Source organism: Sphaerisporangium sp. B11E5, from assembly GCF_039871875.1.
In the GTDB taxonomy this organism is placed as follows: Bacteria; Actinomycetota; Actinomycetes; order Streptosporangiales; family Streptosporangiaceae; genus Sphaerisporangium.
Genome location: NZ_JBDPMD010000010.1, coordinates 23327 through 49288, shown reverse-complemented (window position 1 = coordinate 49288; position 25962 = coordinate 23327). Strand labels below are relative to the sequence as shown.

General features: G+C 69.0%; 23 protein-coding genes. 16 read left to right on the top strand and 7 right to left on the bottom strand.

Annotation, left to right across the window (positions count from 1 at the left end; genetic code table 11):
- Positions 1–58 precede the first annotated feature (58 nt).
- On the bottom strand, positions 59–3061 hold the full coding sequence (locus tag ABGB17_RS12685) for a BTAD domain-containing putative transcriptional regulator (RefSeq protein ID WP_347628784.1): 3003 nt from the start codon (positions 3059–3061) through the stop codon (positions 59–61).
- Positions 3062–3235: 174 nt separating this feature from the next.
- Here ABGB17_RS12685 and ABGB17_RS12680 point away from each other — a divergent pair, with 174 nt between their 5' ends.
- Together ABGB17_RS12680 and ABGB17_RS12675 are read left to right on the top strand one after the other, a co-directional pair.
- Entirely contained in the window at positions 3236–4642 is a 1407-nt protein-coding gene (locus tag ABGB17_RS12680) for a CHAP domain-containing protein (protein WP_347628782.1), read from the top strand.
- A 5-nt stretch (positions 4643–4647) separates the two neighbouring features.
- Complete coding sequence (locus ABGB17_RS12675) at positions 4648–6018, top strand: hypothetical protein (protein WP_347628780.1); 1371 nt, start codon at positions 4648–4650, stop codon at positions 6016–6018.
- A gap of 55 nt (positions 6019–6073) precedes the next feature.
- On the opposite strand, the gene ABGB17_RS12670 is transcribed toward ABGB17_RS12675, so the two are convergent.
- Positions 6074–7048 carry an RDD family protein gene (locus tag ABGB17_RS12670; protein WP_347628778.1) on the bottom strand — a complete coding sequence of 325 codons (975 nt, stop codon included), beginning with the start codon at positions 7046–7048 and terminating at the stop codon, positions 6074–6076.
- A gap of 290 nt (positions 7049–7338) precedes the next feature.
- Here ABGB17_RS12670 and ABGB17_RS12665 point away from each other — a divergent pair, with 290 nt between their 5' ends.
- Entirely contained in the window at positions 7339–8196 is an 858-nt protein-coding gene (locus ABGB17_RS12665) for a M23 family metallopeptidase (protein ID WP_347628775.1), read from the top strand.
- A 48-nt stretch (positions 8197–8244) separates the two neighbouring features.
- Here the strand turns inward: ABGB17_RS12665 and ABGB17_RS12660 are convergent, their stop codons facing one another.
- The 5 genes from ABGB17_RS12660 to ABGB17_RS12640 all read right to left on the bottom strand — a co-directional run bounded on the left by ABGB17_RS12660 (position 8245) and on the right by ABGB17_RS12640 (position 14594).
- Positions 8245–9519, bottom strand: coding sequence for a glycosyltransferase (locus ABGB17_RS12660; RefSeq protein ID WP_347628773.1), 1275 nt, complete (start codon positions 9517–9519; stop codon positions 8245–8247).
- Positions 9519–11732, bottom strand: a complete 2214-nt coding sequence (locus ABGB17_RS12655) for a glycoside hydrolase domain-containing protein (RefSeq protein ID WP_347629048.1) — start codon at positions 11730–11732, stop codon at positions 9519–9521. Before ABGB17_RS12655 ends, ABGB17_RS12660 begins: the two co-directional genes overlap by 1 nt.
- 115 nt (positions 11733–11847) lie before the next feature.
- Positions 11848–12495, bottom strand: coding sequence for an OsmC family protein (locus ABGB17_RS12650; RefSeq protein WP_347628771.1), 648 nt, complete (start codon positions 12493–12495; stop codon positions 11848–11850).
- Between the two features lie 194 nt (positions 12496–12689).
- Positions 12690–14012: a GAF domain-containing SpoIIE family protein phosphatase gene (locus ABGB17_RS12645; protein ID WP_347628769.1), complete on the bottom strand. Its 1323-nt coding sequence runs from the start codon at positions 14010–14012 to the stop codon at positions 12690–12692.
- A gap of 168 nt (positions 14013–14180) precedes the next feature.
- On the bottom strand, positions 14181–14594 hold the full coding sequence (locus ABGB17_RS12640) for a hypothetical protein (protein WP_347628767.1): 414 nt from the start codon (positions 14592–14594) through the stop codon (positions 14181–14183).
- A gap of 42 nt (positions 14595–14636) precedes the next feature.
- On the opposite strand from ABGB17_RS12640, the gene ABGB17_RS12635 reads away from it, so the two are divergent.
- The 13 genes from ABGB17_RS12635 (at position 14637) to ABGB17_RS12575 (ending at position 25725) form a co-directional block, all read left to right on the top strand.
- A complete protein-coding gene (locus tag ABGB17_RS12635) occupies positions 14637–14789 on the top strand; it encodes a hypothetical protein (protein ID WP_347628765.1) in 153 nt (50 codons plus the stop codon).
- Between the two features lie 597 nt (positions 14790–15386).
- Entirely contained in the window at positions 15387–15710 is a 324-nt protein-coding gene (locus ABGB17_RS12630; RefSeq protein ID WP_347628763.1) for a hypothetical protein, read from the top strand.
- Between the two features lie 747 nt (positions 15711–16457).
- Positions 16458–17300, top strand: coding sequence for a helix-turn-helix transcriptional regulator (locus ABGB17_RS12625; protein WP_347628761.1), 843 nt, complete (start codon positions 16458–16460; stop codon positions 17298–17300).
- A gap of 94 nt (positions 17301–17394) precedes the next feature.
- Positions 17395–17835: an ATP-binding protein gene (locus ABGB17_RS12620; protein WP_347628759.1), complete on the top strand. Its 441-nt coding sequence runs from the start codon at positions 17395–17397 to the stop codon at positions 17833–17835.
- Positions 17836–18051: 216 nt separating this feature from the next.
- Positions 18052–18894, top strand: a complete 843-nt coding sequence (locus ABGB17_RS12615) for a sigma-70 family RNA polymerase sigma factor (protein ID WP_347628757.1) — start codon at positions 18052–18054, stop codon at positions 18892–18894.
- A 12-nt stretch (positions 18895–18906) separates the two neighbouring features.
- Positions 18907–19740, top strand: a complete 834-nt coding sequence (locus ABGB17_RS12610; RefSeq protein WP_347628755.1) for a protein phosphatase 2C domain-containing protein — start codon at positions 18907–18909, stop codon at positions 19738–19740.
- A 140-nt stretch (positions 19741–19880) separates the two neighbouring features.
- Positions 19881–20318: a plasmid replication, integration and excision activator gene (locus ABGB17_RS12605; RefSeq protein WP_347628753.1), complete on the top strand. Its 438-nt coding sequence runs from the start codon at positions 19881–19883 to the stop codon at positions 20316–20318.
- Positions 20318–20590: a hypothetical protein gene (locus ABGB17_RS12600; protein ID WP_347628751.1), complete on the top strand. Its 273-nt coding sequence runs from the start codon at positions 20318–20320 to the stop codon at positions 20588–20590. The genes ABGB17_RS12605 and ABGB17_RS12600 overlap by 1 nt, the downstream gene beginning before the upstream one ends.
- A complete protein-coding gene (locus ABGB17_RS12595) occupies positions 20587–20901 on the top strand; it encodes a hypothetical protein (RefSeq protein WP_347628749.1) in 315 nt (104 codons plus the stop codon). Before ABGB17_RS12600 ends, ABGB17_RS12595 begins: the two co-directional genes overlap by 4 nt.
- 82 nt (positions 20902–20983) lie before the next feature.
- Positions 20984–22411: an FtsK/SpoIIIE domain-containing protein gene (locus ABGB17_RS12590; protein WP_347628746.1), complete on the top strand. Its 1428-nt coding sequence runs from the start codon at positions 20984–20986 to the stop codon at positions 22409–22411.
- Positions 22412–22562: 151 nt separating this feature from the next.
- Positions 22563–24179, top strand: coding sequence for a replication initiator (locus tag ABGB17_RS12585; RefSeq protein ID WP_347628744.1), 1617 nt, complete (start codon positions 22563–22565; stop codon positions 24177–24179).
- Positions 24176–24367 carry a helix-turn-helix domain-containing protein gene (locus tag ABGB17_RS12580; RefSeq protein ID WP_347628742.1) on the top strand — a complete coding sequence of 64 codons (192 nt, stop codon included), beginning with the start codon at positions 24176–24178 and terminating at the stop codon, positions 24365–24367. Before ABGB17_RS12585 ends, ABGB17_RS12580 begins: the two co-directional genes overlap by 4 nt.
- A complete protein-coding gene (locus ABGB17_RS12575) occupies positions 24364–25725 on the top strand; it encodes a tyrosine-type recombinase/integrase (RefSeq protein WP_347628740.1) in 1362 nt (453 codons plus the stop codon). Before ABGB17_RS12580 ends, ABGB17_RS12575 begins: the two co-directional genes overlap by 4 nt.
- The last annotated feature ends 237 nt before the right edge of the window (positions 25726–25962 follow it).

Here is a 25962-nt window from a genome sequence, read left to right as displayed (position 1 = left end):
GAGGCAGAGGGGTCGTCGCAGCATGGACCCGGGTCCTGCAATTCCGCTGTAACCCCCGCTACAGCGCCATCTCCTCGAACTCGCGGGAGCCGTGCAGCCGGAAGGTCTCCACGGCTTCGGCCCTGGCCCGGCCGGCGGCGGCCACGTCGCCGAGCGCTTCGTGCACCTCGGCCAGGTCGCGCAAAGTACGGGCGTGGAACAGAGCGGCGCGCAGGCTCTCCCAGATGCGCAGCGACTCCTCCAGACGGTCCTTGGCCTGCAGGAACCGGCCCTCGGCCAGGTGCAGCTCACCGAGGGTGCGCAGCGTGCAGGCCTCACCGAAGGAGTCGTGCAACGTGCGCAGCACCGTCAGGGACTCGCGCAGCGGCGGCCCGGCCTCGTCGAACCTGCCCTGACGCAGCAGCGCCTTGGCCAGCGCGCGCACGCAGTACGCCTCCATCATCCGGTCGTCGGCCGCCTGGAAGATGGCGAGCGCCCGCCGCGCCAGCTCCTCGGCCTCGGCGAACTCGCCCCTGGCGCGGTGGTACAGCGACATGCTGCGCAGCGTCAGGCCCCGGCCGCGGCGGGAACCCGCGGCGGTGAACAGCGCGAGCGCCTCCTCGAGATCGGCCCAGGCGGCGGGATAGTCCCCGGTCTCCAGCCGCACCGTGCCGGCTAATCGACGGACGTGGCCGAGCGCCGAGGCGTCGTCCAGGCCGGTCAGCAGCTCCCGCGCCCGGTCGAGGAAATGCAGCGCCTCGGGCAGGTACCCCTGCTCGCGGCACGCGGCGCCGAGCGACGCCAGGGTCGCGCCCTCGCCGCGGGTGTCCTTGGCCGCGCGGAACATCGACAGCGCCTGGCTGAGGTAGGCCCGCGACTCGGCGAACAGGTCACGCTCGTAGTGAAGCTGCCCGAGGCCCGCGAGCAGCGTCGCCTCCCCGAGCGCGTTGTCCATGCGGCGCGCGGCGGACAGGGCCGCCTCGTGCGTCCGGTGCCAGCTCGCGAACGGGTCGTCGAAGACGTACTGGTGCCCGCCGAACGCCGTGCACGACAACGCGGCGGTCAGCTCGACGGCGAGCTCGTCCAGGTTCGCCGCGGCCGCCAGCTCGACCCCGGCGATCAGCGCCTCCTGCTCGGCGCGGAACCACGCGCGCGGGCCGGCCACCACCTGCCTGGCCACCCGCTCGTCCACCGGGCGGGCCAGCCGGTAGGACGCGGGCACCGAGATCAGGTACGGCGGCGCCGCCTCGTTGACGCGCTCGACCAGCCAGATCCACCCGCCGAGCACCCGGGCCACGACGGCGTTGCGGGCGGCGGCGTCGTCCTCGGCCAGGGCGCGCTCCTTGGCGAACAGGCGGATGAGGTCGTGCAGCCGGTAGCGGAGCTGCCCGACCAGGTCCACCCCCTCGACGTCGGCCAGCGAGACGTCCACGAGGTGCTCCAGGACGCGTTCCGCCTCGTCGAGGTCGGTCTCCAGCGCGGACGCGGCCACCCAGGCGGGGAAGGACGGCAGGCCCATGAGGCCGAGGCGGCGCAGCGCCGTCCGGGCCTCGGGCGGCAGCAGCGCGTAGCTCAGGCTGATGCCGGCCCGCACCTGCTGGTCCCCGACGGTCAGCTCGTCCAGCCTGCGCTTCTCGTCGTCCAGCCGGTCGAGCAGCCGCGAGAGCGGCCACTGGCGCCGCGAGGCCAGCCGGGCCCCCGCGATGCGGATGGCCAGCGGCAGCCGCCCGCACAGCGCGACGATGGCGTCCGCGGCCTGCTGCTCGGCCGCCACCCTGTCGTGGCCCGCGATCCGCGCGAACAGGTCGATCGCCGTGCCGGACGGCAACACGCCGAGCTCGGAGAACGTCGCGCCCGCGAGGCCCACGAGCCGGTTGCGCGAGGTCACGAGCACCGCGCAGCCGGAGTCACCGGGCAGCAGCGGCCGCACCTGCGCCTCGGTGGCGGCGTCCTCCAGCACCACCAGCTTGCGGCGGCCCGCCATCAGCGTGCGGTAGCGGCCGGTCCGTTCCTCCAGCGTGACGGGCAGCCGTGTCGTGGCGGGGTCCAGCTCCCGCAGCACCCGGCCGAGGAGTTCCTCCGGGCCCGCCGGGGCGTCGCTCGTGCCGCGCAGGTCCAGGTAGAGCTGGCCGTCGGGGAAGTGCGCCGCGACCTCGTGCGCCACCCGCAGGGCGAGGGCCGACTTGCCCATGCCGCCCGCGCCGGAGACCACGCAGATCGGCATCGCTTCCGGCCTGGTCAGTGCCGCGCGCAGCGCCGCGATCTCCTCCTGTCTGCCGACGAAGTCGGACGGTGGCGGGGGGAGCTGCCGGGGCCGCCTCCCGCGGGCGGGGGCCAGCAGGGCGGGGTCCGACCGCAGGATCGCCTCGTGCGCCTGCCGCAGCTCGGGCCCCGGCTCGATGCCGAGCTCCTCGATCAGCACCTCCCGGCCCTCGCGGTACACGGCCAGCGCGTCCGCCTGCCGGTCGGCCCGGTAGAGCGCCACCATGAGGTCGCGGCGCAGCCGTTCACGGGCGGGGTGCAGCGCCACCAGCCCGGCCAGCTCGTCGAGCAACTGTTCCCCCTGGCCGAGCGCCAGGTCGGCGGCGACCCGCTCCTCGACGACGGTGAGCCTGAGCTCGTCCAGCCGCGCGGCCTCGGCCCGCAGGAAGCTGTCCCCGATGCCGCCGAGTGCCGGGCCGTGCCACAGCGCGAGGGCGGCGCGGAAGTCGTCGCGCGCCTCCGCGTGCCGCGACTCCAGCACGGCCTGCCGTCCCTCGGCCACGAGCCGTTCGAAGACCCGCAGGTCGAGGGTGCCCGGCGGCACCTCGGCCAGGTAGCCGACGCGGTGCGACACGATGACGCCGGTCACGCCCGCGCTCTCCAGCGACCGGCGCAGCGACGCGACGTACGTCTGCAGCACGGCCCGCGCGGTGGGGGGCGAGTGCTCGCCCCAGACCGCCTCGATGAGCCGCTCGATCGGCACGATCCGGCCGGCGTCGAGCAGCAGCGCGGTGAGCAGCGCCCGCGGCTTGGCTCCGCCGAGATGCGCCTGCCGTCCCCCGTTCCATGCCTCGACCGGGCCGAGGAGCCGGAACTCCATGTGTCCTCCCCAAGGACCAGGGCTTCGCTGGCACTGAGACTAGAGCCGGTTTATGGGGCGCACCAGGCTTAACCAGCCTTTACCAGCCTCAATTGCCGCCTACAGCGAAGTTGCAGCGGGCCCGCTCACTCTCTCGGTGTCCGATCAGGGACGACCTAGAGATCAGGAGTCACTATGAGTGAGATTCGTGGCGCGAGCAGGCGCCTCGCCGCAGGAGTGGCGGCGACGGTGGTGGTGGCGACCGGCCTCACGGCCGTCATGGCCTCCCCGGCCGCCGCGGTGAGCAGGTCCGCGATCGTCTCCACCGCACAGTCCGAGCTGGGCAACGGCACCCGCAACCACGAGAGCCCGATGGGCAGCGGGTGCAACTACTACACCGGTTTCTTCCGCCCGTGGAAGCCTTCGGCGGGGTGCCCGAGCTCCGGTGGTGTGCAGTGGCGTGACAGCGACTGGTGTGCGGACTTCGCCAAGTACGTGTGGCGCAAGGCCGGCGTGAAGTACGCCGACATCCCTGAGGGCAGCGGGGGCGTCCTCACCGGGTGGGCCGCCTCGTTCAAGAACTACGGCACCAAGTACGGCACCTGGCACACCCGGGGGAGCGGCTACACCCCGCAGCCCGGTGACGCGGTCGTCTTCGACTGGGACCAGAGCGGCGACATCGACCACGTCGGCATCGTGAAGAGCGCGAACGGCACCACGGTCTACACGATCGAGGGCAACAGCGGCGACCGGGTGCAGGACAACTCCTACTCCCGCTCCAACGTCGACATCGTGGGCTACAGCGCCCCGGTCAACGGCTCGTCCGACCCCGAGCCGCCGCAGGAGGGCCGGGACTCGCCGGGGTACTACAACCCCGCCGACGGCACCTTCCACCTGCGCAACACGCTGGACGACGGCGCCTCCAACAGCGCGTGGGACACCGGCCTCGAGACCATCCCCAACGCCGTGATCCTCACCGGCGACTGGAACGGCGACGGCAGCGACTCCACCGGGTACTACAACCCCACCGACGGCACCTTCCACCTGCGCAACCCCCTGGGTGAAGGAAGCTCCAGCTACGGCTGGGACACCGGCTTGGAGACCATCCCGAACGCCGTCGTCCTCACCGGTGACTGGAACGGCGACGGCAAGGACTCCACCGGGTACTACAACCCGGCCGACGGCACCTTCCACCTGCGCAACACGCTGGACGAGGGCGGCTCCAACCACGCCTGGGACACCGCTCTGGAGACCATCCCCGGCGTGGTCATCCTCACCGGTGACTGGAACGGCGACGGCAAGGACTCCGTCGGCTACTTCAACCCCGCCGACGGCACGTACCACCTGCGCGACACCTTGGACGACGGGGGCTCCAACTACGCGTGGGACACCGAACTGGAGACCGACGTCCCCGGCGCCGTGATCGTCACCGGTGACTGGAACGGCGACGGCAAGGACTCCGTCGGCTACTACGACCGCCGCGACGGCACCTACCACCTGCGCAACGCCCTCAGCGACGGCGGCTCCGACTACGCCTGGGGCACCGCGCTGGAGAGCGTGCCGGGCGCCGTGATCCTCACCGGCGACTGGAACGGGGCCTGAGCGTCATGACACAGCGAATCCTCCTCCGCGCCGCCCTCGCCACCCTGGCGCTCACCGCGGCGGCCGGGTTGTCCGCCGCCCCCGCCCACGCCGAGCCCTCACCCTCGGCCGGCAACGTGGCCGCCGCCTACGCCACGGTCGCCTGCGACTCCCGGGGCGTCACCGCCTCGGACAACACCCTGGCCACCACGCTGAACGGCAAGCTCACCAAGACCATGCGCGGGCACATGACCGGCTACCGCGTCTCCTGCGCCCGCATGGTCGTCAAGACCGTCCGCGACCTCGGCCTGCACTCGCGGGCCGCCGTCATCGCCATCACCACGGTCATCGTGGAGTCCACCCTCCAGAACATCAGCGAGGAGGTCGACCACGACAGCCTGGGCCTGTTCCAGCAGCGCGCCTCCTGGGGCACCCGGGACCAGCGCCTCAACCCCGACTGGGCCACCCGGGCGTTCATCAGCAAGATGAAGCGCGAGTATCCCGGCGACTCGTGGATGACCGCCCCCATCGGCCAGGTCTGCCAGGCCGTCCAGGTCTCCGCCTACCCCGACCGCTACCAGACCCAGGCGAGCGACGCCCAGATCATCGTCGACCACCTGTGGCAGCCCTCCACCCCCGCCCACGACCGCGACTCGACGGGCTACTACAACCCGGCCGACGGCACCTTCCACCTGCGCGACACCCTGGACGAGGGCCCGTCCGACCACGCCTGGGACACGGGCCTGGAGACCATCCCCGGCGCGGTCGTCCTGACCGGCGACTGGAACGGCGACGGCAACGACTCACCCGGCTACTACGACCCCCGCGACGGCACCTTCCACCTGCGCAACCCGCTGGACGAGGGCCCCTCCAGCTACGGCTGGGACACCGGCCTGGAAAGCATTCCGAACGCCGTCATCCTCGCGGGGGACTGGAACGGCGACGGCAAGGACTCCACCGGCTACTACAACCCCGCCGACGGCACCTTCCACCTGCGCAACACGCTGGACGAGGGCGGTTCCAACCACGCGTGGGACACCGCTCTGGAGACCATCCCCGGCGCCGTCATCCTGATCGGTGACTGGAACGGCGACGGCAAGGACTCCACCGGCTACTACAACCCCGCCGACGGCACCTACCACCTGCGCGACACGCTGGACGACGGCGGTTCCCACCACGCGTGGGGCACGGGCCTGGAGACCATCCCCGGCGCGGTCGTCCTGACCGGTGACTGGAACGGCGACGGCAAGGACTCCGTGGGCTACTACAACCGCGCCGACGGCACCTTCCACCTCCGCAACGCGCTGAGCGACGGGTCGTCCGACTACGCCTGGGACACCGGCCTGGAAACCGTCCCCGGCGCGAAGGTCCTCTCCGGCGACTGGAACAGCTCCTGACCGGCCACCTGTGACAAGGCGTGGCGCCCGGCCCCCCAGCCGGGCGCCACGCCTTTCACCGACGCTGACTCTCCGGCTCCGCCACCCGCCCTGTGACCTCGCTCCCCGCCAGCCGGTCGTGCAGCGCCCTGCCCGCCGGATCGACGAGCAGCGCCCACAGCCCGTCCACGACGAGAACCAGCGGCCCGGCCTCCGGCACGAACACCAGAAGCGGGAAGAGCAGCGCCCGGAGCGCCGTCCTCCCCGCCGGCACCCGCCCTCCCGCTCCGGGGAAGACGACACGAACCCCCAGCAGCCGCTTCCCCAGTGTCCGCCCCCACCGGAGGTGCTGACCCCAGACGTACAGGAACACCGCCGCCAGGGCGATCCAGCCTCCCGGATCCGGTTCGTACAACGAGGTGTGCACCACGCTCAGCAACCCGAGGCCGAAGTAGCCGTTGCCGGCTCCGGTGAGGACCAGCAAGGGGCCGACGACGAGGGAAAGCCCCACGACGATGACCACGTAGTCCACCAGCGAGGCGGCCGCCCGCCGCCACACGACTCCACCGCCCGGAGCGGCCGTCCCCTCGCTCCTCATCGCCCGGCTGCCGGCGAGCACCAGCACCGCCGCCCCCAGCAGGCACACCTGTGTCCAGCCCCACGCGCCCGCCACCGTGGCGAACCACTCGCCACTGAGCACCGGTACGGCGCCACACGAATCCTCCGTGGCGTAAGCCGGCGTGACCGGCAGCACGACCGCCACCAGCCCGAGACACCCCGCCGTCCGCCGCCCCACCACCCGCGCGTCCCCCCGCCCGAGACACCCGAGAAAGCCGGCCAGCACCACCAGGGCCGGCACGGCGAACGCCGTCGCGTTCCCGATCACGAGGTCGAGCTCCCTGCGCAGGGGCTCGAACAGCAGGTCCGGCAGGCTGCTCTCCCGCCACCCCCCGAGGCAGGAGTGCAGGTCATACGTCCCCGGCTGGAGCCGGTACCGCCACTCTTCCCACGTCGGAACGGCGGCGAGCCCCAGAGCGGCCGTCCACGCCACTGACGCGGGCCTGGGTAACACGGCAGAGTTCGGCAAAAGGGGCCCCTTCTCGCGATTCGGAGCACACACCTTAGCGATCGGACCCCGCAGGTGATCGCCGCCGCTGTTCCCCGCGACCGGCCACAGCAGCACGGCCAGAGATGCGAGCGAGGGAACCGTTCCCCAGGTTTTCACCTCCACGGGACTTGATGAAGAGAACTTTCACATTTATCAAGGAACCGGTACCCCTGTTCAGAGAGGTGAGCATGCCCACACCTGGCAGACCGACCCGGCCGACGACCCTCAGATCCGTGATCCTAGGTCTCTCACTCACTCTCACGGCGGCGCTCCTACCCCAGGCGGCCTCAGCGCAGGGCGCCGGCGCGCTGCTCGCCTCCCACAAGAGCCCGTTCAACTGCGGCAAGACCTTCAACGCCAACAACTGGTCCCCCGGCCACAGCCCCTCCGGCTCCATCGACTGGCAGGACTACGGGGCAGACGACATCAACGGTGAGACCGTCCGCGCCACCGCGGCGGGCACCGCGTACTTCAACGACGCGGGAAGCACCAGCTACGGCAAATGGGTGGAGGTCCGCCACGGCGACGGCACCCGCACCCGCTACGCCCACCTCGCGACCATGGTGCGGGCCGCCGGCGCGTCGCTGGCCGTCGGCCAGGGCACCGCGATCGGCACGGTCGGCTCGACCGGCGGCTCCAGCGCCCCGCACCTGCACTACGAACAGCGCACCTCCTCAGGCACGGTGGACACCAGCCCGACCGTGGAGGGCGTGACCGTGTCCCTGGGCCAGAAGAAGGCCGTGACCAGCACGAACTCCTGCGGCGGCACCAATCCGTACACGCCTCAGGAGATCTGCGGCAGCGGGTACACGGTCATCGACTCGGCGGCCCTCACCGGCGGGCGCACCTACCTGCTGTACAACTCGGGCAACGGCAACAACTGCGTCACGACACTGAAGACCACCAGCCCCGGCACGGCGGCGTCCATGTCGGCCTTCCTCGAGCCCGAGGGCGCGAGCAGGACGACCGACTCGGGCAGCTACGGCTACTACGCGGGACCTGTCCGGCGCGCCGCGGCCGGCCAGTGCGTCAAGTGGGGCGGCTCCATCGGCGCCAGCTCGTACACCAGCCCGTTCGAGCACTGCGGCTAGAACGTCGAAGGCCACTTCCGGCCACGGGAGTGGCCTTCGACCGGCCGCTCAGGCGACCTCGACCGCGGGAGCCTCCGGCGGGAACAGGTCGTCGAACACGGCCGCCCGGTCGAAACGCATGGCGCGGGTGCGGGCCCGCAGCTCCAGGTCCTGCCGTTCGCCAGGGGACATGTCCAGGACCACCCTGTCCACGGTCGCGGCCAGGGCGGCGATGTCGCCGGGCTCGACCAGCACGGCCGTGTCGCCCACCGCTTCCAGGGTGCCGCCGGTCGTGGTGGTGATGATCGGCCCGCCGCCGGTCAGCATCTTCTCGGCCAGCGCGATGCCGAACGTCTCCACGAAGTCGGGCTCGGGCTTGGTGGGCAGCGTGTACGCCGCGCAGCCCCGCATGAGCAGCGCCTTCTCGTGGTCGTCCACATCGGTCAGGAAGATCACCCGGTCGTCCTCCTTGGCCATCGCCCGCACGTGGTCGAGCGCGGGCCCGGTGCCGGCGACGACCAGCTTCATCCGCGACCGGCAGCGCATCTGGCCGAAGGCGATCAGCAGGTCGTAGATGCCCTTGGCCCGCGCCACCCGCGACAGGAACAGGATGTACCCGTCCCGCTCCAGGCCGCGCCGCGCGAGCGCGGCGTCCACCTCCGCCGGGTCCGGGTCGAGGAACGCCGAGGAGTCGATCGGCGGGTAGCTGACGGTCACCCGGCGCCGGCACTGTTCGGCGAAGCCGGTGCCGCAGTGCGCGTCCACCTGCTCGGCCGAGGCGATGATCTCCTCACGGGTGTAGTCGGAGACCGCGACGACCTCGTCGTTGGCCAGGAACGTGGTGAACAGCACGGTCGCCGCGCCGAACCGCCCGTCCCGGAGGCACGACTTGATCACGTTGGTCACGTCCGAGCCGACCGCCTTCGCCACGGTGTGGACGTCCGGCGCGAACCCGGCCGCGCGGGCCGCGTTGACCGCGTCCACGACCACGTTGGTGTGCGGGGCGAGGTACATGGACAGGCAGACCGTGGGCACCGGCTCGGAGAGCAGCTCCACCAGACGGCCGGTGAGACCGGCCTGGTGGCGCCCGTCCGGCACCCGGTAGTCCCCGACCGGCTCGGGCCGTTCCACGGTGATCCCTGGGCTGTACGGCAGCAGCCGGTCCAGCGGCTTGAGCGGCAGCCCGGCCGCCTGCAGCGCCGGGATCGGCCAGGTCAGCAGCCGTACGTCGTCGAACCCGCGGGTCAGCGCCACCTCGGCGAGGTTGCGTGCCTCGCCGGAATGACCGCAGATGACCGGGTCGGCCCTGACCGCGATGACGAGACGGCGACGGGGGTGGTTCATCATGCTTCCTCTGGTGTCGCGAGTGGATCAGACAGGGACGGCGGGCGGATGCCCCGCCCCCAGGCCGACGGCTCCGGGCCGAGCCGCAGGTGCAGCACGCCACCGCGGTGCACGGCGGCGGCGCTCAGATGCGTCGTGTGCAGGGGTTCACCGTTGAGGGTCGCCGACTGGACGTACTGCGCCGGCGGGTCACGGTCGAGGCCGTCGACACTGATCGGCGTCTCGCGGTGCCCGCTGGTCTCGATGACGAACTCGTTGCCGCCGGCCTTCAGCACGGCACGCCCGAACGCCGGCGCGTTCACCAGGAACATGCTCTGACCGGCGATAGGGAACAGCCCGAGCGACGCCCAGACGTACCACGAGCTCAGCCCGCCGGAGTCGTCGTTCCCGGGCAACCCGCCGGGTCCCGTGCCGAACTGCCAGGTCAGCGCCGAATGCACCACCTGCGCCGTACGGTCGGGCCGACCCGCGTAGTGGTACGCCCACGGCGCCTCCATGTCGGGCTCGTTGTTCAACCCCTCGAACCGGTTGAGCGCGTACCCGGCCGCCATCTCCGCCAGCCGCGGCCGCCGGCCCGGCTGCTTCACCGGCTCCGCGTCGTAGCCGAAGAACCGGTCCAGCTTGTCGATGAACGCCTCGTCGCCCCCCGCCAGGGCGATACGCGCGGCCATGTCGTGCAGCAGCCGGAACGAGTAGTTCCACTTGCCGCCCTCGTAGAACTCCGAGTCGCGCAGCAGCCCGGTCGTCAGGTCGAACGCGTTGGGCCACAGAAGGCTGCGGTTCTCCAGGTCGTCCGCCAGCCGCCGGTCGTTCAGCGCCCGCGCCACCTGCGCCGTGCAGTGGTGGGCGTAAGCGAGGTCGAGGGTGTGGCTGATCGGGTGCACCACCCCGTGCTCGAAGAAGTCCTCCCCGTACATGCGGCGCAGATCGTCCACCATGTGCACCAGCGCCCAGTTCCAGTCCAGCCCCGCCCACCCGAGCGCGTGCGCGTCCGCCAGCGCGGTGTGCGCGAGCGCGCTGCCCTGCCGGAAGAACCGGTCCGCCCCACGGGCCATCCGGTACCCGATCGGGAAGTTGCCCTCTTCCTCGCAGACCCGGATCAGCGACTCCAGCAGCCCCGCCGCCCGGTCCGGCACGATCGCCGCGAGCAGCGGCAACTGCGTCTTGTAGATGTCCCACATGGTGCACACGTCGAACGCGTACGGCCCCGGCGTCGGCCAGAACGGGCTCTCGTCCTCCGCGACACACGGCTTGATCAGCGAATGGTAGAGCGCCGTCCCGAACACGGTGCGCCGCGCCGGCGTGCCGCCCTCCACCTGCACCCGGTCGAGATGGTCCCCCCACCGGGTCCTGGTCCGCGCCCGCACCACGTCGAACGCCGGCTGCGCGACCCCGCACTCCCGCTCCAGGTTCTCCCGCGCCTGCTCACACCCCCTGAGCGAGAACCCGAGCCGTACCTCGATGGTCTGCCCCGCCATCGCGGGTCCCATGAACAACATCCCGAACGGCCGCAGATTGGTGTGCCGGATGCTGTCGAAGTCCAGCCGCGTCCCCCCGTTGATCAGCCGCCGGTCGTACCAGAGCATCTGCCGCCACCCCGGTGTGTCGACGTCGGCGTAGACCGACAGCGGCACACCTTCCATCACCACCGTGCCCTGCACCCGCCCGTGCCCCATGCTCTCCACCTGAGCCCGCAACGGCACGGTCCGCCCCAGCTCGATCGCCAACCCGCCGCACGAGAGATCGATCACCACACGAGCACTGCTGTGCTCCGGGAACGTGTACCGATGCACGGCCACTTTGGCCCCCACGGTCAGCTCACACCGAACCCCCGTGTCAAGCGTGGCCGCATAGTACCCCGGCTCGGCCACCTCGTCATGCAGCCCCCACGCCTCCCCCAGCACGTCCAACGGCTGCACCATGGGCGTGACCCGCACGTAGTTGTAGTACTTGCGGATCGCCCCCGTCCCGGACTGCTGAAAATGGGTGAACCCCGACGCCTGCAACTGAGAGAACATCTCCTCAGGCACACCCTCGGTGTTCTTGGTGTACCGTCCGTACCCCGTCGGATACGCCCCGGAGTAAGCACAGGCCGACACCATGCCGAGCGGCGACGTGGCCCCCGGGTGCGTGTTCCCCACCTGAGGCTTCGGCCACCACCAAGTAGCGGCGAGACCGCGAGCCCGTGGCAGGTCAGTCGCCGCTGTACCGATGAATGGATCAACGTTGTCGAGGATGCCCGGACTCTATCCGACCCCACTCACACCTTGGGTTTCCACAAGATGAACTACTGTCCGTGTGCTCTCACCTGCGCAAACTCGCCATCGGTCACACCGCCAGCTCGACGGTGACCTCCGGCGGCCGCCGCAACGAGTTGTGCACCGTGCAGTGCGAGGCGACGGCAAGCAGCCCCGCCCTGCGCTCCTCGGGCACCCCCGCCGCGGACACCCGCAGCCGCACGTCCGCCACCCGCGCGGGCCGCCCCACGGCCATCCCGAACTGAGCCGTCACCCGCAACCCGTCACGCGACAGCCCGTGACGGTCGAGGTACCGCCCCGCGTAGAACGCCACGCACGCGGCGAGCGACGCGACGAACAACTCCGCCGGCGTCGCCGCGGCGTCGTCACCCCCCACGTCCACCGGCTGGTCCGTCATCATCGTGTGCCCACGCACACTGATCGTGTACGCCTCACCCTCGACATGAGCCACCTCGACCCGGCCAGGGGCGAGCGCCTCCTCCCGTTCGGCGGCGGCCGCCTGCGCCAGCAACCCGGCCGCGAGCCGGCGCCCCTCCTCCGGCGTGAGACTGACCCACGCCTGCCCGCCCTCGCGGACCCGGGCCCCCACATCGAGCGTCACCCGCCCCGTCAGCCCCTCCGCCCCGCCGAACGGCAGACGCCCCACGATGATCTCCCGCCCACAGGCCGTCATCATGGGCTGGTGCAACGGCGGCCCCAACTGCCTGGTGACACTCATCACGTCCTCCTCTGTCCCTCCCCGGTGGCCGGGCCGGCGAAGGCGCCCCGGCCACCGGAACCCCTCATTCCTTTGGTATCCCGGGTCGCGCACGGAAGCGGAGGGCCGAAAGGCCCTGCTTGCGCATCCATGAGTCACACGCCCCAAACGCGGAAGGCCAGTCGCCGGATCGGTACCGGACCGCCCGCCGCCCGTCAGCCGGCTGGAGTGCGCACGGCGAGGATGGCCATGTCGTCCCGGCCGTCACTGGGATGCCGGTCGATCAGCGCCTGGACGAGCTCGCGCACGGGCAGGGCGGTGAGGGCGGCGGCGGTGGCGGCGAGGTGGTCCATCCCCTCTTCGATCGGGTGCGCGTGGTGCTCGACGAGCCCGTCGGTGTAGAAGATCACCGTGGCGTTCGAGGGCAGGACCTGGGTGTGGTCGTGACGCGGCTGGGCGATGTCGACGCCGATAGGCAGGTCAGGGGAGACGTGCAGATAGCGGGCACTCTGGCCGGGAACGAGCAGCAGCGGCGGAAGGTGGCCCGCGGTGCTCCAGCGCAGCGTCCAGCCCTGGGTCCCGGGCTCGATCCGGGCGAGGCACGCGGTGGTGACGGGATTGTCGGTGATGGCGTGGACCGTGCGGTCGAGCTGGGTCAGAACGGCCCCCGGCGGGGTGCGCTGGTGATAGAGGAGGGCGCGCAGCATGTTACGGGTCTGGGTCATGGCGGCGGCGGCCTGGAGATCGTGTCCGACGACGTCGCCGATGATGGCCGCACAGGCGTGGTCGGGAACCAGCATGACGTCATACCAGTCTCCCCCCACGTGGCCCGGGCTGGTGGCGGGGCGGTACGCGGCGGCGGCGTCGAACGGTTCCATGTGCTCAGGGAGCTGCGGGAGCAGGAGCCGCTGGAAACGCTCGGCGTCGCGGCTTTCCTCGTACAGGCGCGTGTCATCGATGGCGAGCCCCGCGGCGCCGGCCAGCGCGACGATCAAGGCTTCGTCGTGGGCGTCGAACGGCCGCCCGTCGTGCCGCTCGGAGACATAAAGGTCGCCGAAGATCTCACCTCGGATGAGGATCGGGGCTCCCAGCAGGGTACGCATCGGAGGATGGCCGGGCGGGAAGCCCGCCGAGTCGGGATGGGCGGAGATGTCGTCGGCGCGCAGCGGCTGAGGGTGGGTGATCAGATGCCGGAGCAGACCGCGTCCGTGGGGAAACTCCGTGCCCGCCAGGTCGGCCCTTTCCTGCTCCGACAGTCCCAACGGGACGAACACCGCCAGGCTGTCGCCTGTCTCATCAAGTACGCCCAACGCGCCGTAGCGAGCACCGACCAGGTCCATCGCGGTGGACACGATCAGACCCAGCACGACGGGCAACTCCACGTCCCGGCTCAGGACGGCCTCGTACAAGTCATGAAGTTCGTCCTGGGCCCGGGCCAGCGACCTGAGCTGTTCGGCGATCTGCTCCAACTCGGCCCCCAGGCGCAGACGCGGCCCGTGGATGGTCGGCTGCCGAGGCTTTCCCGTTGTCTCCGACATCGTGGACACCCAGTGGCTAAGTGCTCGGTTCTCGGTGGCCTTCGCCAATGAAGCTCAGCGCTGGTCGTGCGGTGCGCCACGCGACAAGTGCACTCCCCGTTCTACCCCATCTGACCAGGGAAAAGCCTCTTTCGTCTAGGTGCCGCCGGTCGTGGCTACGCCGCCCGTTCAGGCCTTCAGGATCGCCGACTCGATTCGCTGGGTGATCCATCGGACGGCCCGGTCGACGCCCCAGCCGAACGTGTCGGCGGCGAGGGTGAACTGGTCGTACCTGAAGTGGAAGAAAATGATTTTCGCCGCGTCGTCCACGGACACCCGATCGGCGAGATCACCTGTGTCCCGGATCTGTCCCACGATCTGGCGCAACGCGTCCTGATGCCGTTGGTCGGCCGTCCTGAGGAAGTCCTCGGCCGCCGGCGTGCTCGCGGCCGCTCTCGTCAGAATGCGGATGATGTCGCCGGACTGCTCGTAGATGGCCACGTACCCCTCGGCCAGCACCTTCATCTTCGCCCGCGCCGAGTCGGCGGCCTCGCACACGGCGATGACGTCCAGCACCAGCTGCCCGGCGGTCCACATGTCCATGAGCGTGCCGAGCCACCTTCAACACCTCACCAGCGTCGGGGGTTGATCACGATTCCACCGGAATCACAGGGTCAGTGTTCAACCGGAACCGACATCAGCGCCACCGTGGTAGAAGTCCCCGGCAGCCATGCCATCTTCATCTCCCACCCAGAGGCCGTCACCAACCTGATCAAACAAGCAGCCACCGCCACCTGAACCGAACGCCCCGCAAACCCAGGGGCCACCCCACCCGTGCCCCTCCGCACCCACCCGCCTGCCCGGGCCCTCTACGATCGCCGCCTAATCGCGCCCAGGCAGCGCCGCTGCTCTCGCACCAGGTTTAAGGGTCGTAAAGCTGCGACCGTCGGATTAGAAGTGGAACGCCGATCACTACTGCCATCCCCCTCGCGACCTGCACCGCGACCCCTCGGCAACCGGCTGGCGGTAGGCGTCATCCCGCGTATATCCCGCGACGGTGCCAAGCCCGGCTACTCGGTGGGCCGGGCTGAGGGACGAAGCCTGGACCTTCGATCGCCCCCCAACGCCGTACGGCGCCCAACCATCGCAGGGCGATCGTGAGGCGGCACGCGGCGCACTGGCACCCCGTCTAACTGCTGGCGGCTTCACAGGCGTACCGGCTGATCCTCACAGCTCTGACGCGCGACGCCGGGCTATCTGGCAAGCCACTAGGGGCAGCTATGCCGCATATCCCTACCTCACTCAAACTCTGTGTCTCATAGAAGGCCTGATGGACCAGGGTTGACGGCCTACGCTGGGTGATGTCGTCAATCATTGAGTGAGAGGAAGAGGGGCATGGATGCGGACGCTACCGAGGCAGTGGAGTCGCTGAGGCAATCGTACCTGAATGCCGCTTTCAGTGCGCCGGACGAGACGGCCATGCTGATACAGCTGTGGCAATTCCACGACCTGGAAGAACGCGTCGATGAGTGCGACGAATCGAATGTGCAGGAACGTAGGGAGATCGAGGCTGAGTTAAAGCGCCGGGGAGTGGCTTTCTGCGATGGATGTGGGAAGCCTGGGGACGATCACTGGCTCCTGTGCCCAACCCTCGACGAGAACAAGACTGACAACATCAGCGAAATGGATCCGCCCGACTTCGGCGGGTTCCCCATCTGATCTTCCTGTCGCTGTCGTCTCGATTGAAGGGGAGCGGGCCGGGGCCAAGCGCAAGGTGCAGTGCCTACTGGACGAACGGCCTTGCCCCGTGGCCCTGGTCTGCTCGGCTCGTCCTGAGGCAATGGCGGTGGGGTGATCAAGCTTCCACCTTAGCCACCCCGAGACCTCCGGCTTTTCGCCGTGATCACCCTGGATCCGGAGAACCCCCGCCGGAGGCATCGAAGCAGTACCCTGGTACTAACGCTTACTTCCTTTGATCGCGCGTGGGCCATCCGGCTCTCGTGTACTACGTCTCGACGTAGGTCCTGAGCAAGGAATACGTTCGCCCCGGTGTGCCGGACCTTTAGCGTGGTCCAACTTGATCTCGGGGTCCGTGTGCCTCTGTGGAGGGACTGGGAGAAGGCGCGATGGTGCCCGAGCTTCTAGGGCATGTTGTCTTTGTCGTACTCCTCGATGGCGGAGAGAACCATCTCACGACGGAGATCGGAAAGTGCCATAAGGGAAGGATAGGAGTAGCTATTGGCGTAAATGCTAAACCTGATGACCACAGTGTCCTGTTAGTGGAGGTTTGTCTGCAATTGATCCGATACGGGCTGGACTACATCACAGTGGTCGGTGGCCACATTGTGCAGTTGGGCACGCCGCACCCACACCTCCTGCAAGCCACATGCCGCGGGCGTCGCACGGTCCTTGCTGAGGACCGCTGACCGAGGATGTGGAGTGGCTCAGCGTGATAGAACGCTCGGTGTGGAGGAGCGGCGGGATCGGTTGCGGGGGTTGGGGGAGCTGTTTCGGCGGCTGCGTCGGGAGGCTGGGCTGACGGGGAAGGAGTTGGCGCAGCGGGCGCAGGTGGGGCAGCCGACGATCTCGCGGATCGAGACGGGGCAGCTTCTGCCTACGCCGGAAACTGTTGAGCGGGTTTCGGCTGCTCTGGGGCTCGGCGAGAGGGACCGCGGCGAGCTTGATGCGCTGCTGGTGCGGTTGCGGGATGAGGTGGCACGGCTGCGGGGTGGGTTGGCCGGCCGGGAGGCGGCGAATGCTGCCCGGATCCGTTCGGCTCAGTGGATCGCGGTGTTCTCCTCGGCGATGATCCCGGCGCTGCTGCAGACGGCCGAGTACGCGCGGTTGGCGTTGGTGGTCGGCCGGGATGTGGATGAAGAGGACGCGGCCAAGGCGGCGGCCGTGCGGGTCGAGGCACAGGCGGTGCTCTTTGAGGAGAGTCGGAAGTTCGCGTTCGTGCTGACGGAGGGGGCGGTGCGGACGTGGCCCGGGTCGCCGTCGTTGATGCTCGCCCAGCTTGATCGGTTGGTTCAGGTGTCGACGTTGTCGCATGTTCGGCTGGGTGTGGTGCCTTGGAGGACTGAGGCGCCGGCCTTTCCGCTCCACGGGTTCACCATCTTGGACGGGGTGGTGAGCGTGGTGGAGAGCCTGACGGGTGATCTCACGTTGACCGAGCCGGGCGAGATTGCCATGCATGAGGATGCTTTCGAGGCATTTGCGGCTGCGGCGCTGTATGGGGATGCTCTGCGGGATTTTCTGGGTGAAATCGGTACGGACTTCCGGAAGTTGGCAGCCCAGTTAGAGAAGTGACGCATTTATGCGTCGAATTCCTTGAGGATGACCAAGTGCAGGTCATACGCTCGTGACGATGGGTGTATAGCCCTCTAGACGTTGGAGCGTATCCATGAGCGCATGGCGCATGTCCCGGTCCTTCCTCGGCACTTCCCCCTCGGTCAGGGAAGCCCGCCGGTTCGTCACGACCTTCCTTGCGGGCTGGCCGATCGTGGAGTCGGCAGAACTCATCGTCAGCGAGCTGGCCGCCAACGCCGTCCGTCACACCGCCAGCGGTAGGTTCGGCGGGCAGTTTCAGGTGATGATTCACGCCCAGCACGATCGGGTCTGGCTGGGCGTCGTCGACGCCGGCGCCGCGCATGGCCCCAGCGTCTTCTCTCCGGAGGACGATGAGGAGGGCGGCCGGGGCTTGATGATCGTCGGCGCCCTGGCTGACACCTACGGCATCCGCGGCGACGAACGAGGTCGGACCGTGTGGGCGCTGCTGTTGGTCAATGCGGGCAAGAACGCTCCGGCCGCAACTGTGCCGGGCTCCGAGGCGTCACGTGCTTGATCGTCTGCCCTCCCGGTGCGAGCGTGGTCCTTGTCGCGTGTGGCTCGGTGAGCGGGGTCTACGGTGAGTCCGCGCGGCGTGCCCAATCGCAGGTGGAACATAAGGGCGGTAAGCCTTCAAACCGGTGAACAGCTCAAACGTGCACTGTCTAGGGGAATAGACGACAGAGCGTCTAGAGGCCTAGACTCGGTGAAGCATCACCGAGAGGAACCGGCCGTGCCATCCAGCGAGCTTGAGCGTATCGCCGCGATCGAGGACCCGTACGTCCTGCTGCGCGCGGCCACCGAGCGGCTCAACGCCGCCCAGCAAGAGGTGACCGAGTTGGCTCGGCTGCGCCGCCGGGTGATTCAGGACCTGCACGCCCAAGGCATGTCCTACGCCCAGATCGCCGAGGCCGCCGGCCTCACCCGGGGCCGTATTCACCAGATCCGGCACACCGGGCCGGCGCCGGAAGGGGCGTTCTTCGGCATGGGCGCAGTGACGGTGGTGACTCCGCTTCGGCTTGATCCCGCGACCGGGCGATCGGTGGTGGCATTGGACGACATGCGGGCAGGGAGTCGGCTGGAGAATCTCGCCCGCGGCTACGGGCTCAGCGTGGGCTCCGACAACGTCTCGGTGGACGGTGACATCGACCTGAACCGTCCCGGCCTGCTGGTCATCTGCGGGCCGCGCATGTCCGCGGCGGTACGCGAGTGCTACGACAAGGACCCGGTGGTCCGGTGGGACCGCGATGACAAGGGCTGGCTGCTGCGCGACACCCGCACCGGGACCGTCTACCGCTCGGGCACACAGACCGACCCGCCTCGCCCCACGGACTCGGCGTATCTGGGACGCCTGCCACGGCCGGACGGTAACGGCAGTCTTCTGATCATCGCGGGAATCCATCCCAACGGGTCACTCGGGGTGATCCACCTGCTCGCTAGCGAGACCGCGACGCTGTGGGGACAGGTGGGGGACCAGCGGTTCTCCACGGTGGTGGGGGTGGAGTACGACCCCGACAGCGGGGAGCCCGTGAAGGCTGAGCTGATCAGTCCGCTATACCGTCACGACGAGGACTAGGGGCTACGCGACGTGCAGCTGACCTTCGCCACCGAGCCCGCCTATCCCGGCCGCTTGAACGAGGACTTCATCGCTGCCACACCGGATGCGGTCGTGTTGTTGGATGGCGCTGGAACGCCGCCGGGTGTGGAGTGCGGCTGTCATCACGGCGTGGCCTGGTACTCCCACACGCTCGGCTCCACCCTCGTCGCGTCGATGATCCAAAGCGCCGGCACACTGGGCGAGATCCTGGCCGACGGGATCAAGACCGTCGCCGGTCTGCACGCGTCCAGCTGCGATCTGACCCATGCCGGTTCGCCCTCGGCCACCGTGGTGATGCTTCGCCGGACCGGCGAGATGCTGGAGTGGTTGGTGCTGGCCGACTCTGTCCTTGTCTTGGACGTTGCCGGGTCACCCGAGCCGGTGGTCGTCTGTGACGATCGGGAAGCGCAGGTTGGTGCGCGTTTTCGAACCCTCATGGACTCACTGCCCGTCGGCAGCCCGGAACATCAGCGAGCGCATGCCCAGTACGTCGAGGCGATGCGCTGGCACCGTAATCGTGAGGACGGTTTCTGGGTCGCCTCGGTGGACCCTTTGGCCGGAGATCAGGCACAGAGCGGCGCCATGCCTGTTGGCGAGGTTCACGCGGCTGCTGTGCTGAGCGATGGCGCTTCCCGGTTGGTCGACCGGTTCGAGTTGGCCACCTGGCGGCAGCTGCTGGATCTGCTCGACTCCTCCGGTCCCGGCGAGTTGATCGACCGGGTGCGGCAGGCCGAGCGTTCTGACTTGGAGGGGCGTCGCTGGCCTCGGGCCAAGGCGTTTGATGACGCTACGGCCGCTTATGTCACAGCTCTCGGCGACGGTTAGTAAGCGACACGCCACTCTTTGCGTCCACCCCCCTAGACAACCGGGCTTCGCACTGCCTATCTTCTATGCATAGCCCCCTAGACAGTTCGTCTCAGCGGTTCTGCTGTAGCTGTCTAGGGGGATCGACAGGAGATGAAGCGATGGGTATCCGAGGTGCTATCCCGATCCGGTTCGAGGACGTGTTCCCCAACGGCTGCTTCATGGTCGGTGAGGTCGACCAGGTCAAGGACTTTGAGGCCTCTACCGCCACCAAGCCGGTCTACGCCCGCGACAAGACCACGGGCGAGTTCGTCTGGCAGGTGACCGTGATCGACTGCGATCCCGATGCGCGGGAGAAGACGGTCAAGGTCAAGATCACCTCGCCGGTTCAGCCGGTGCCTCCGGCGCCGATGCCGGGGTTGCCGTTCATTCCGGTGGAGTTCGGCCAGCTCGCCGTCACGCCGTACGTCAACGGCAACGGCCGACTCACCTACTCGGTCAAGGCGCGCGAGATGCGCGCTCCACGCAACGTCAGCTCGACTCCCGCAGCTTCGGCTGCGGTCAAGCACACCAACGTCTCTGGAAAGGACGCCGCCTGATGGCACGCCGCAGGACTGCCCGCATCAGCACCATCACGCTCAACACCGGCAGCGGTGCTCAAGCGATCAACCACCCGTACCCCGCACGCACTCCGGTTCTGGCTCTGGACTTCGGCGCCCTGTCGGTCCTGGTCACCACCTCCACCGGGGACGAGGTGACCGCCACCGACCTGGAGTTCGCCCGCCAGCTCGCCCAGCAGGCCCACCAGTTCGCCACCTCGGTGGAGCGCTGCTACCACGGCCTGCCCAACGGACGCGGGGTGGCTGCGTGAGGGACAACCAGCACCAGCCCTACACCCACCTGCGGGCCGCGATCGACGACGGGATCACCTGCCTGGACGTCTCCTTCTACACCCCTGACCTGGCCGTCTCGGTCTTCTGCATCGACCAGGAGCGGGCTTGCCTGGACATCTCCAGCGCCGACGGCCAGGTGAGCATCTCCAGCACCGGCGGCGGCCCTGTCACCCGGGCCGACATCGCGCTAGCCCGTGAGCTCGCACACGCGGCGGCGCGCTACCTGTCGGAGTGCGAGCGGCTGTACGCCAAGCGCCACCTGCCCCCGGCCGCCCGCGCCGAGGCCTGACATGTGGTGGGGCCGCTGGAACTGGTACTTCCGGCGGCCCCTGGTCTCCCTGGACACAACATCAAGAGAGGGCTCAAGCCTAATGTTCAAGAAACTTCCCGGCGATGAGACGGCACGGCTGGTCTCCACCACGCCGGACACCGCCGTCGTCTTCCGCCCGGCCGTCGTCCAGACCCCGGCCATCCTGACCGTCGCCATCGCCGTCTGGCGCATGCTCACCGGCTTGATCGGCCTGGCCTGGCGGCACCCGATCGCGCTCACCATCACCGCCGGCCTCGGCGTCATCTGGACCCGATACGGCTACCTGCCCGTCCTCGTGCTCGCGGGCCTGGCCGTCGCGGCCGGCGTCTCGTGGGCGCTGGTCGAGCGGCCTTCGTTCCTGCGACTGGTCGGCTGGCCCCTGCTGGCCTGGTGGCGGCTGTTGTCGATCTACCGGCGTCACTGGCAGCCGGTAATGATCATCTCCGGTCTCGGTCGGTATCTGCGGGGGCGCGACTGCCTTCCCCGGCTGCTCGCGGTCACCTGCACGCCGTGGGCGGACCTGGTCACGGTGAAGATGCTGTCGGGGCAGGCCGTCACCGACTGGACTGACCGCACCGAGCATCTCGCCCACGGCTTCGGCGCCACCTCCTGCCGGATCAGCGTTCAACGCTCCGGCAGACTCCTGCTCACCTTCCCGCGCAGCGACCCGCTCGCCGTCCCGCTCCCGGCCATCCCGATCCCCGAGGCAGCATCGGTCGGGGCGGTACAGGTCGGCATCCAGGAGAACGGCCACCCGTGGCTGCTCAAGCTGCACGGCACTCACGTTCTGGTCGCCGGAGCCACCGGGGCAGGCAAGGGCTCGGTGATCTGGTCGGCCGTCCGCGGCCTCCTGCCTGCCATGCGCGCGGGGCTGGTGCAGGTATGGGCGCTGGACCCGAAGTTGATGGAGTTGTCCTACGGTCGCGCCATCTTCGGTGACCGCTACGCCGCCGACCCGGACGCGTGTGCCGATCTGCTGGATGCGGCGGTCAAGGTCATGCAGGAGAGAGCGGGCCGGTTCGCCGGCGTCCAGCGCAACCACACCACGACGGTGGACGACTCGTTCGTTCTGGTCGTCGTCGACGAGGTCGCCTTCCTGACCGCCTACCAGCCCGACAGGCACCTTCGCCAGCGCATCACCGCTGCTCTGGCCACGTTGACGACCCAAGGCCGCGCGGTGGGTGTCGGCGTGCTGGCCGCTCTCCAGGACCCGCGCAAGGAGGTCATGAACATCCGCAACCTGTTCCCCGACAGAATCGCCCTGCGGCTGGATGAGTCCGAACAGGTCGACATGGTCCTCGGCGACGGAGCCCGCGACCGGGGAGCACTGGCCGACCTCATCTCACCCAGGCCGGAAGCCGGGGCCGGCGTCGGATACGTCCGCCTGGAGACCAGCCCTGACCCGGTCCGCGTTCGCGCCGCGTACGTCTCCGATGCCGACATCCGGGCCATGGCGGCCGAGTTCACCAGGGTGGGTGAGGCCGTATGACGTTGGCCCACTTCCTCGACGGTCTGCGCTGCGAGGTGTGCCACTGCTTGAACGTGCTGTGGCTGGACCCAGTGTGCGGGCTGGTCGAGTGCCAGGAGTGCGGACAAACTGCGGTCACCCTCCCGGCGCCTGAGGGCGGCGGTGATGGCCGATGAACAGCGCGAATGACCGGTCGCTCCCTCGGGCGGTGCGGATGGCGATGCCGCTGGCCCGGGACGTCGTCGAGCAGATCGCCAAGCAGTACGGCGTGTGCATCCGTCCCGTCGCCCTCCGGCGGACCGACATCCTGACCGGCAAGTCCGAGATCATCGACGTCCCCTGCGGCGCGACGCTGGAGTCCAAGTGCCCCTCCTGCGCCAAGCGCAACCGGCAGCTTCGGATGGCCCAGTGCCGGGAGGGCTGGCACCTGGAGGCCGAACCGATCAACACCCCGGACGAGGCGGACGACTATCAGCGGTGCCTCGTTGAGGTGCGGGCCGACGCGCAGGTGTGGCGGGATGAGCTCGAGAGCACCGGAGAGCCGACCGAGGAGCTGGACGCGGCCATCGCCGAGTTGGACGAGGAGATCAATAACGCGGGGATGCGCGGCAACGTCCTGGGCGGTGCCACGAGCAAGCGGTCACGGTCCACCAAGCGGCGGCAGGACGCCCCGGACCTTCCTAAGCGCAAGATGAGCGCGACGACTCTCGGTCGGGTGTTCCATTCGCCGGACGGCAAGACGTTCCGGCCGTCGATGTTCATCACGCTCACGCTCCCGTCGTACGGGCAGGTGCGAGACGGCGTCCCGGTCGATCCCGGGAGCTACGACTACGCGCGGGCGGCCCGGGATGCGCTGCACTTCTCCAAGCTGGTGGACCGGTTCGTGCAGAACCTGCGACGGGTGGCCGGCTACGACGTCCAATACTTCGCTGCGGTCGAACCACAGAAGAGGCTGGCCCCGCACCTGCACATGGCCGTCCGCGGGACGCTGCCGCGTGCGGAGATAAAGCAGATTGCTGCGGCGACCTACCACCAGGTCTGGTGGCCTTCGGTCGGCGAGGTGAAGTACGAGGGCGATTACCTGCCCGTCTGGTCTGATGGCGTCGGCTACCTCGACCCGGCCACCGGGGAGGTCCTGCCGACCTGGGATGAGGCGCTCGACCAGCTCGACCTGGACGAGGAGGCTGAACCGCTGCATGTGGTCCGCTTCGGCAGACAGGTCGATGTCCAGGGCGTGCTCGCCGGGACCAAGGACGCGGACCAGTGCATCCGGTACCTGTCGAAGTACCTCACGAAATCGATCGGCGACACCCTCGACCCGGACAACCAGGCTCAGCGGCTGCACGCCGAACGGCTGGCGGACGCGCTGCGGTTCGAGCCGTGCTCGCCGACCTGCCCTAACTGGCTGCGGTACGGGGTGCAGCCCAAGAGTGCGAAGGCTGGCATGGCTCCGGGCCGGTGCCGAGGTAAGGCGCACAAGCCCGAGCACCTGGGCTACGCGGGCCGGCGGGTCCTGGTCTCGCGGAAGTGGTCGAACAAGACGCTGACCGAGCACAAGCAGGACCGGCGTACCTGGGTGCTGGAGGCCCTCGGCGTCGCCAACGAGCCAGTTGCCCCGCACCGCTACGTCTGGCGGCCCGTTCCGCACGGCGACGCCAACGTACCGCCCCTGGCCCTACGGCTGCTGCGGTCGGTCCACGAACGGCAACGGTGGCGCAACCACATGAACCAGCTCCAGGCGCAAGGAGATGGACACGATCTTTCGTCAACTGAGGGGAAAGCTGCATGAGCAAGCGTGACGAGCTGATGACCGTTCCCGACATTCTCACCGAGCTGGGCGGGGTCTCCCTCCGCACCTTCTACCGTTGGCGGGAGATCGGCAAGGCGCCCAAGGGCTTCAAGCTGCCCAACGGTGAGATCCGGGTCTACCGGAGCGACTTCGAGGCATGGCTGGAGACGCTGCGGGAAGCCGCATGACGACCAGCTATGACGTGAAGTTCTGGGACATCCGCCGGAACAAGTCGAGCAAGACGGCGTCGTACGAGGTGCGCTGGAAGGTCGGCGGCCGGGAGAAGTCCAAGACTCTTCGCACCAAGGCCCTGGCCGAGAACTTCCTGTCCGACCTGCGGCAGGCGGCTCGCCGCGGAGAGGCTTTCGAGCTGGAAACCGGGCTGCCCGAGTCGCTGGTCAAGGCCAAGGCTGCGCGGACCTGGCTGGAGTTCGCCCAGGCGTACGTGCTGGCCAAGTGGCCGCACTCGGCAGCCAAGTCGCGCGAGGGCATCACCGACACGATGACCGGCGTCACGCTCGCCTTGCTGCGAGACCGGCCGGGTAAGCCCGATCCTAGGGTCCTGCGGTCGGTTCTTCGGGGGCATGTCTTCCTCCCACATGACCGGCGGGGGAGTCTTGACCCTGAGCACGCCTCGGCGCTGCGCTGGCTCGCCGCCGCCTCGCTGCCCATGGTCGAGCTGGAAGAGGCCAAGACCGTGCGGACCGTCTTGGAGGCCCTGTCGGTCACCCTCGACGGGACGCGGGCGGCTGACTCGACGTTCCGGCGCAAGCGGGCGGTGTTCCATCATGCGCTGGAGTACGCGGTCGAGCTGGGGGATCTTTCGGCAAATCCGCTGGACCGTGTGAACTGGAAGCCCGCCAAGGTCTCGGGGGAGGTGGACCGGCGGGTCGTGGTCAACCCGGCGCAGGCTCGGGAACTCCTTGTCGCAGTGACTTACGTCGGCCGGTCCCGCGGGGCGATGCTGGCGGGGATGTTCGCCTGCATGTACTTCGCCGGCCTGAGGCCCGCTGAGGCGGCCGGGCTTCGCGAGAAGGACTGTCATCTTCCGGCAACTGGGTGGGGCCTGCTGACCTTGGAGGAGACACGGCCGGAGAGCGGACGGCGGTTCTCCGACTCGGGAAGCACCCACGATGTCCGCGGGCTGAAGCAACGTCGGCGCAAGGCCATACGCGACGTGCCGATCCCGCCTGAGCTGGTGACGATCCTTCGCGGGCACATTGAGCAACACGGCACCGCAACTGACGGCCGGCTGTTCCGGACCGCGACCGGTGGCGTCTTTTCCACGACGGCGTACGCCAAGGTCTGGAAGGAGGCGCGGATGTACGCATTGACTCCTGATCAGGTCGCGTCGCTCCTGGCCGGCAGGCCGTACGACCTACGTCACGCGGCCGTCTCGCTTTGGCTTAACTCCGGCGTCCCAGCACCGGACGTAGCCGAACGGGCCGGACACAGCGTGGACGTGCTGCTCCGCGTCTATGCCAAGTGCATCGACGGCCAACGCGAGATCGCCAACCAGCGGATAGCCAAGGCATTGACGGCATAAAGGATCTCCTGTGTGCCTGATCATCAGCCATTCCGTGTTCGACGGCCCACCAGAAGCAAGATCTTTGGTGCGGGTGTGTGACGTTCGCTAACGGTTTGGACCGCTTACGTTGCTTCCCGTGTTGCGGGGTGTACGAGCACTTGGAGCACTGCTCCAACGGCTTAGAACGCGGCCAGCAGCAACGAGAACCAAGGTTCGTGAGACGCATTCGGATGTTGATCAATTATCGGGCGGAGA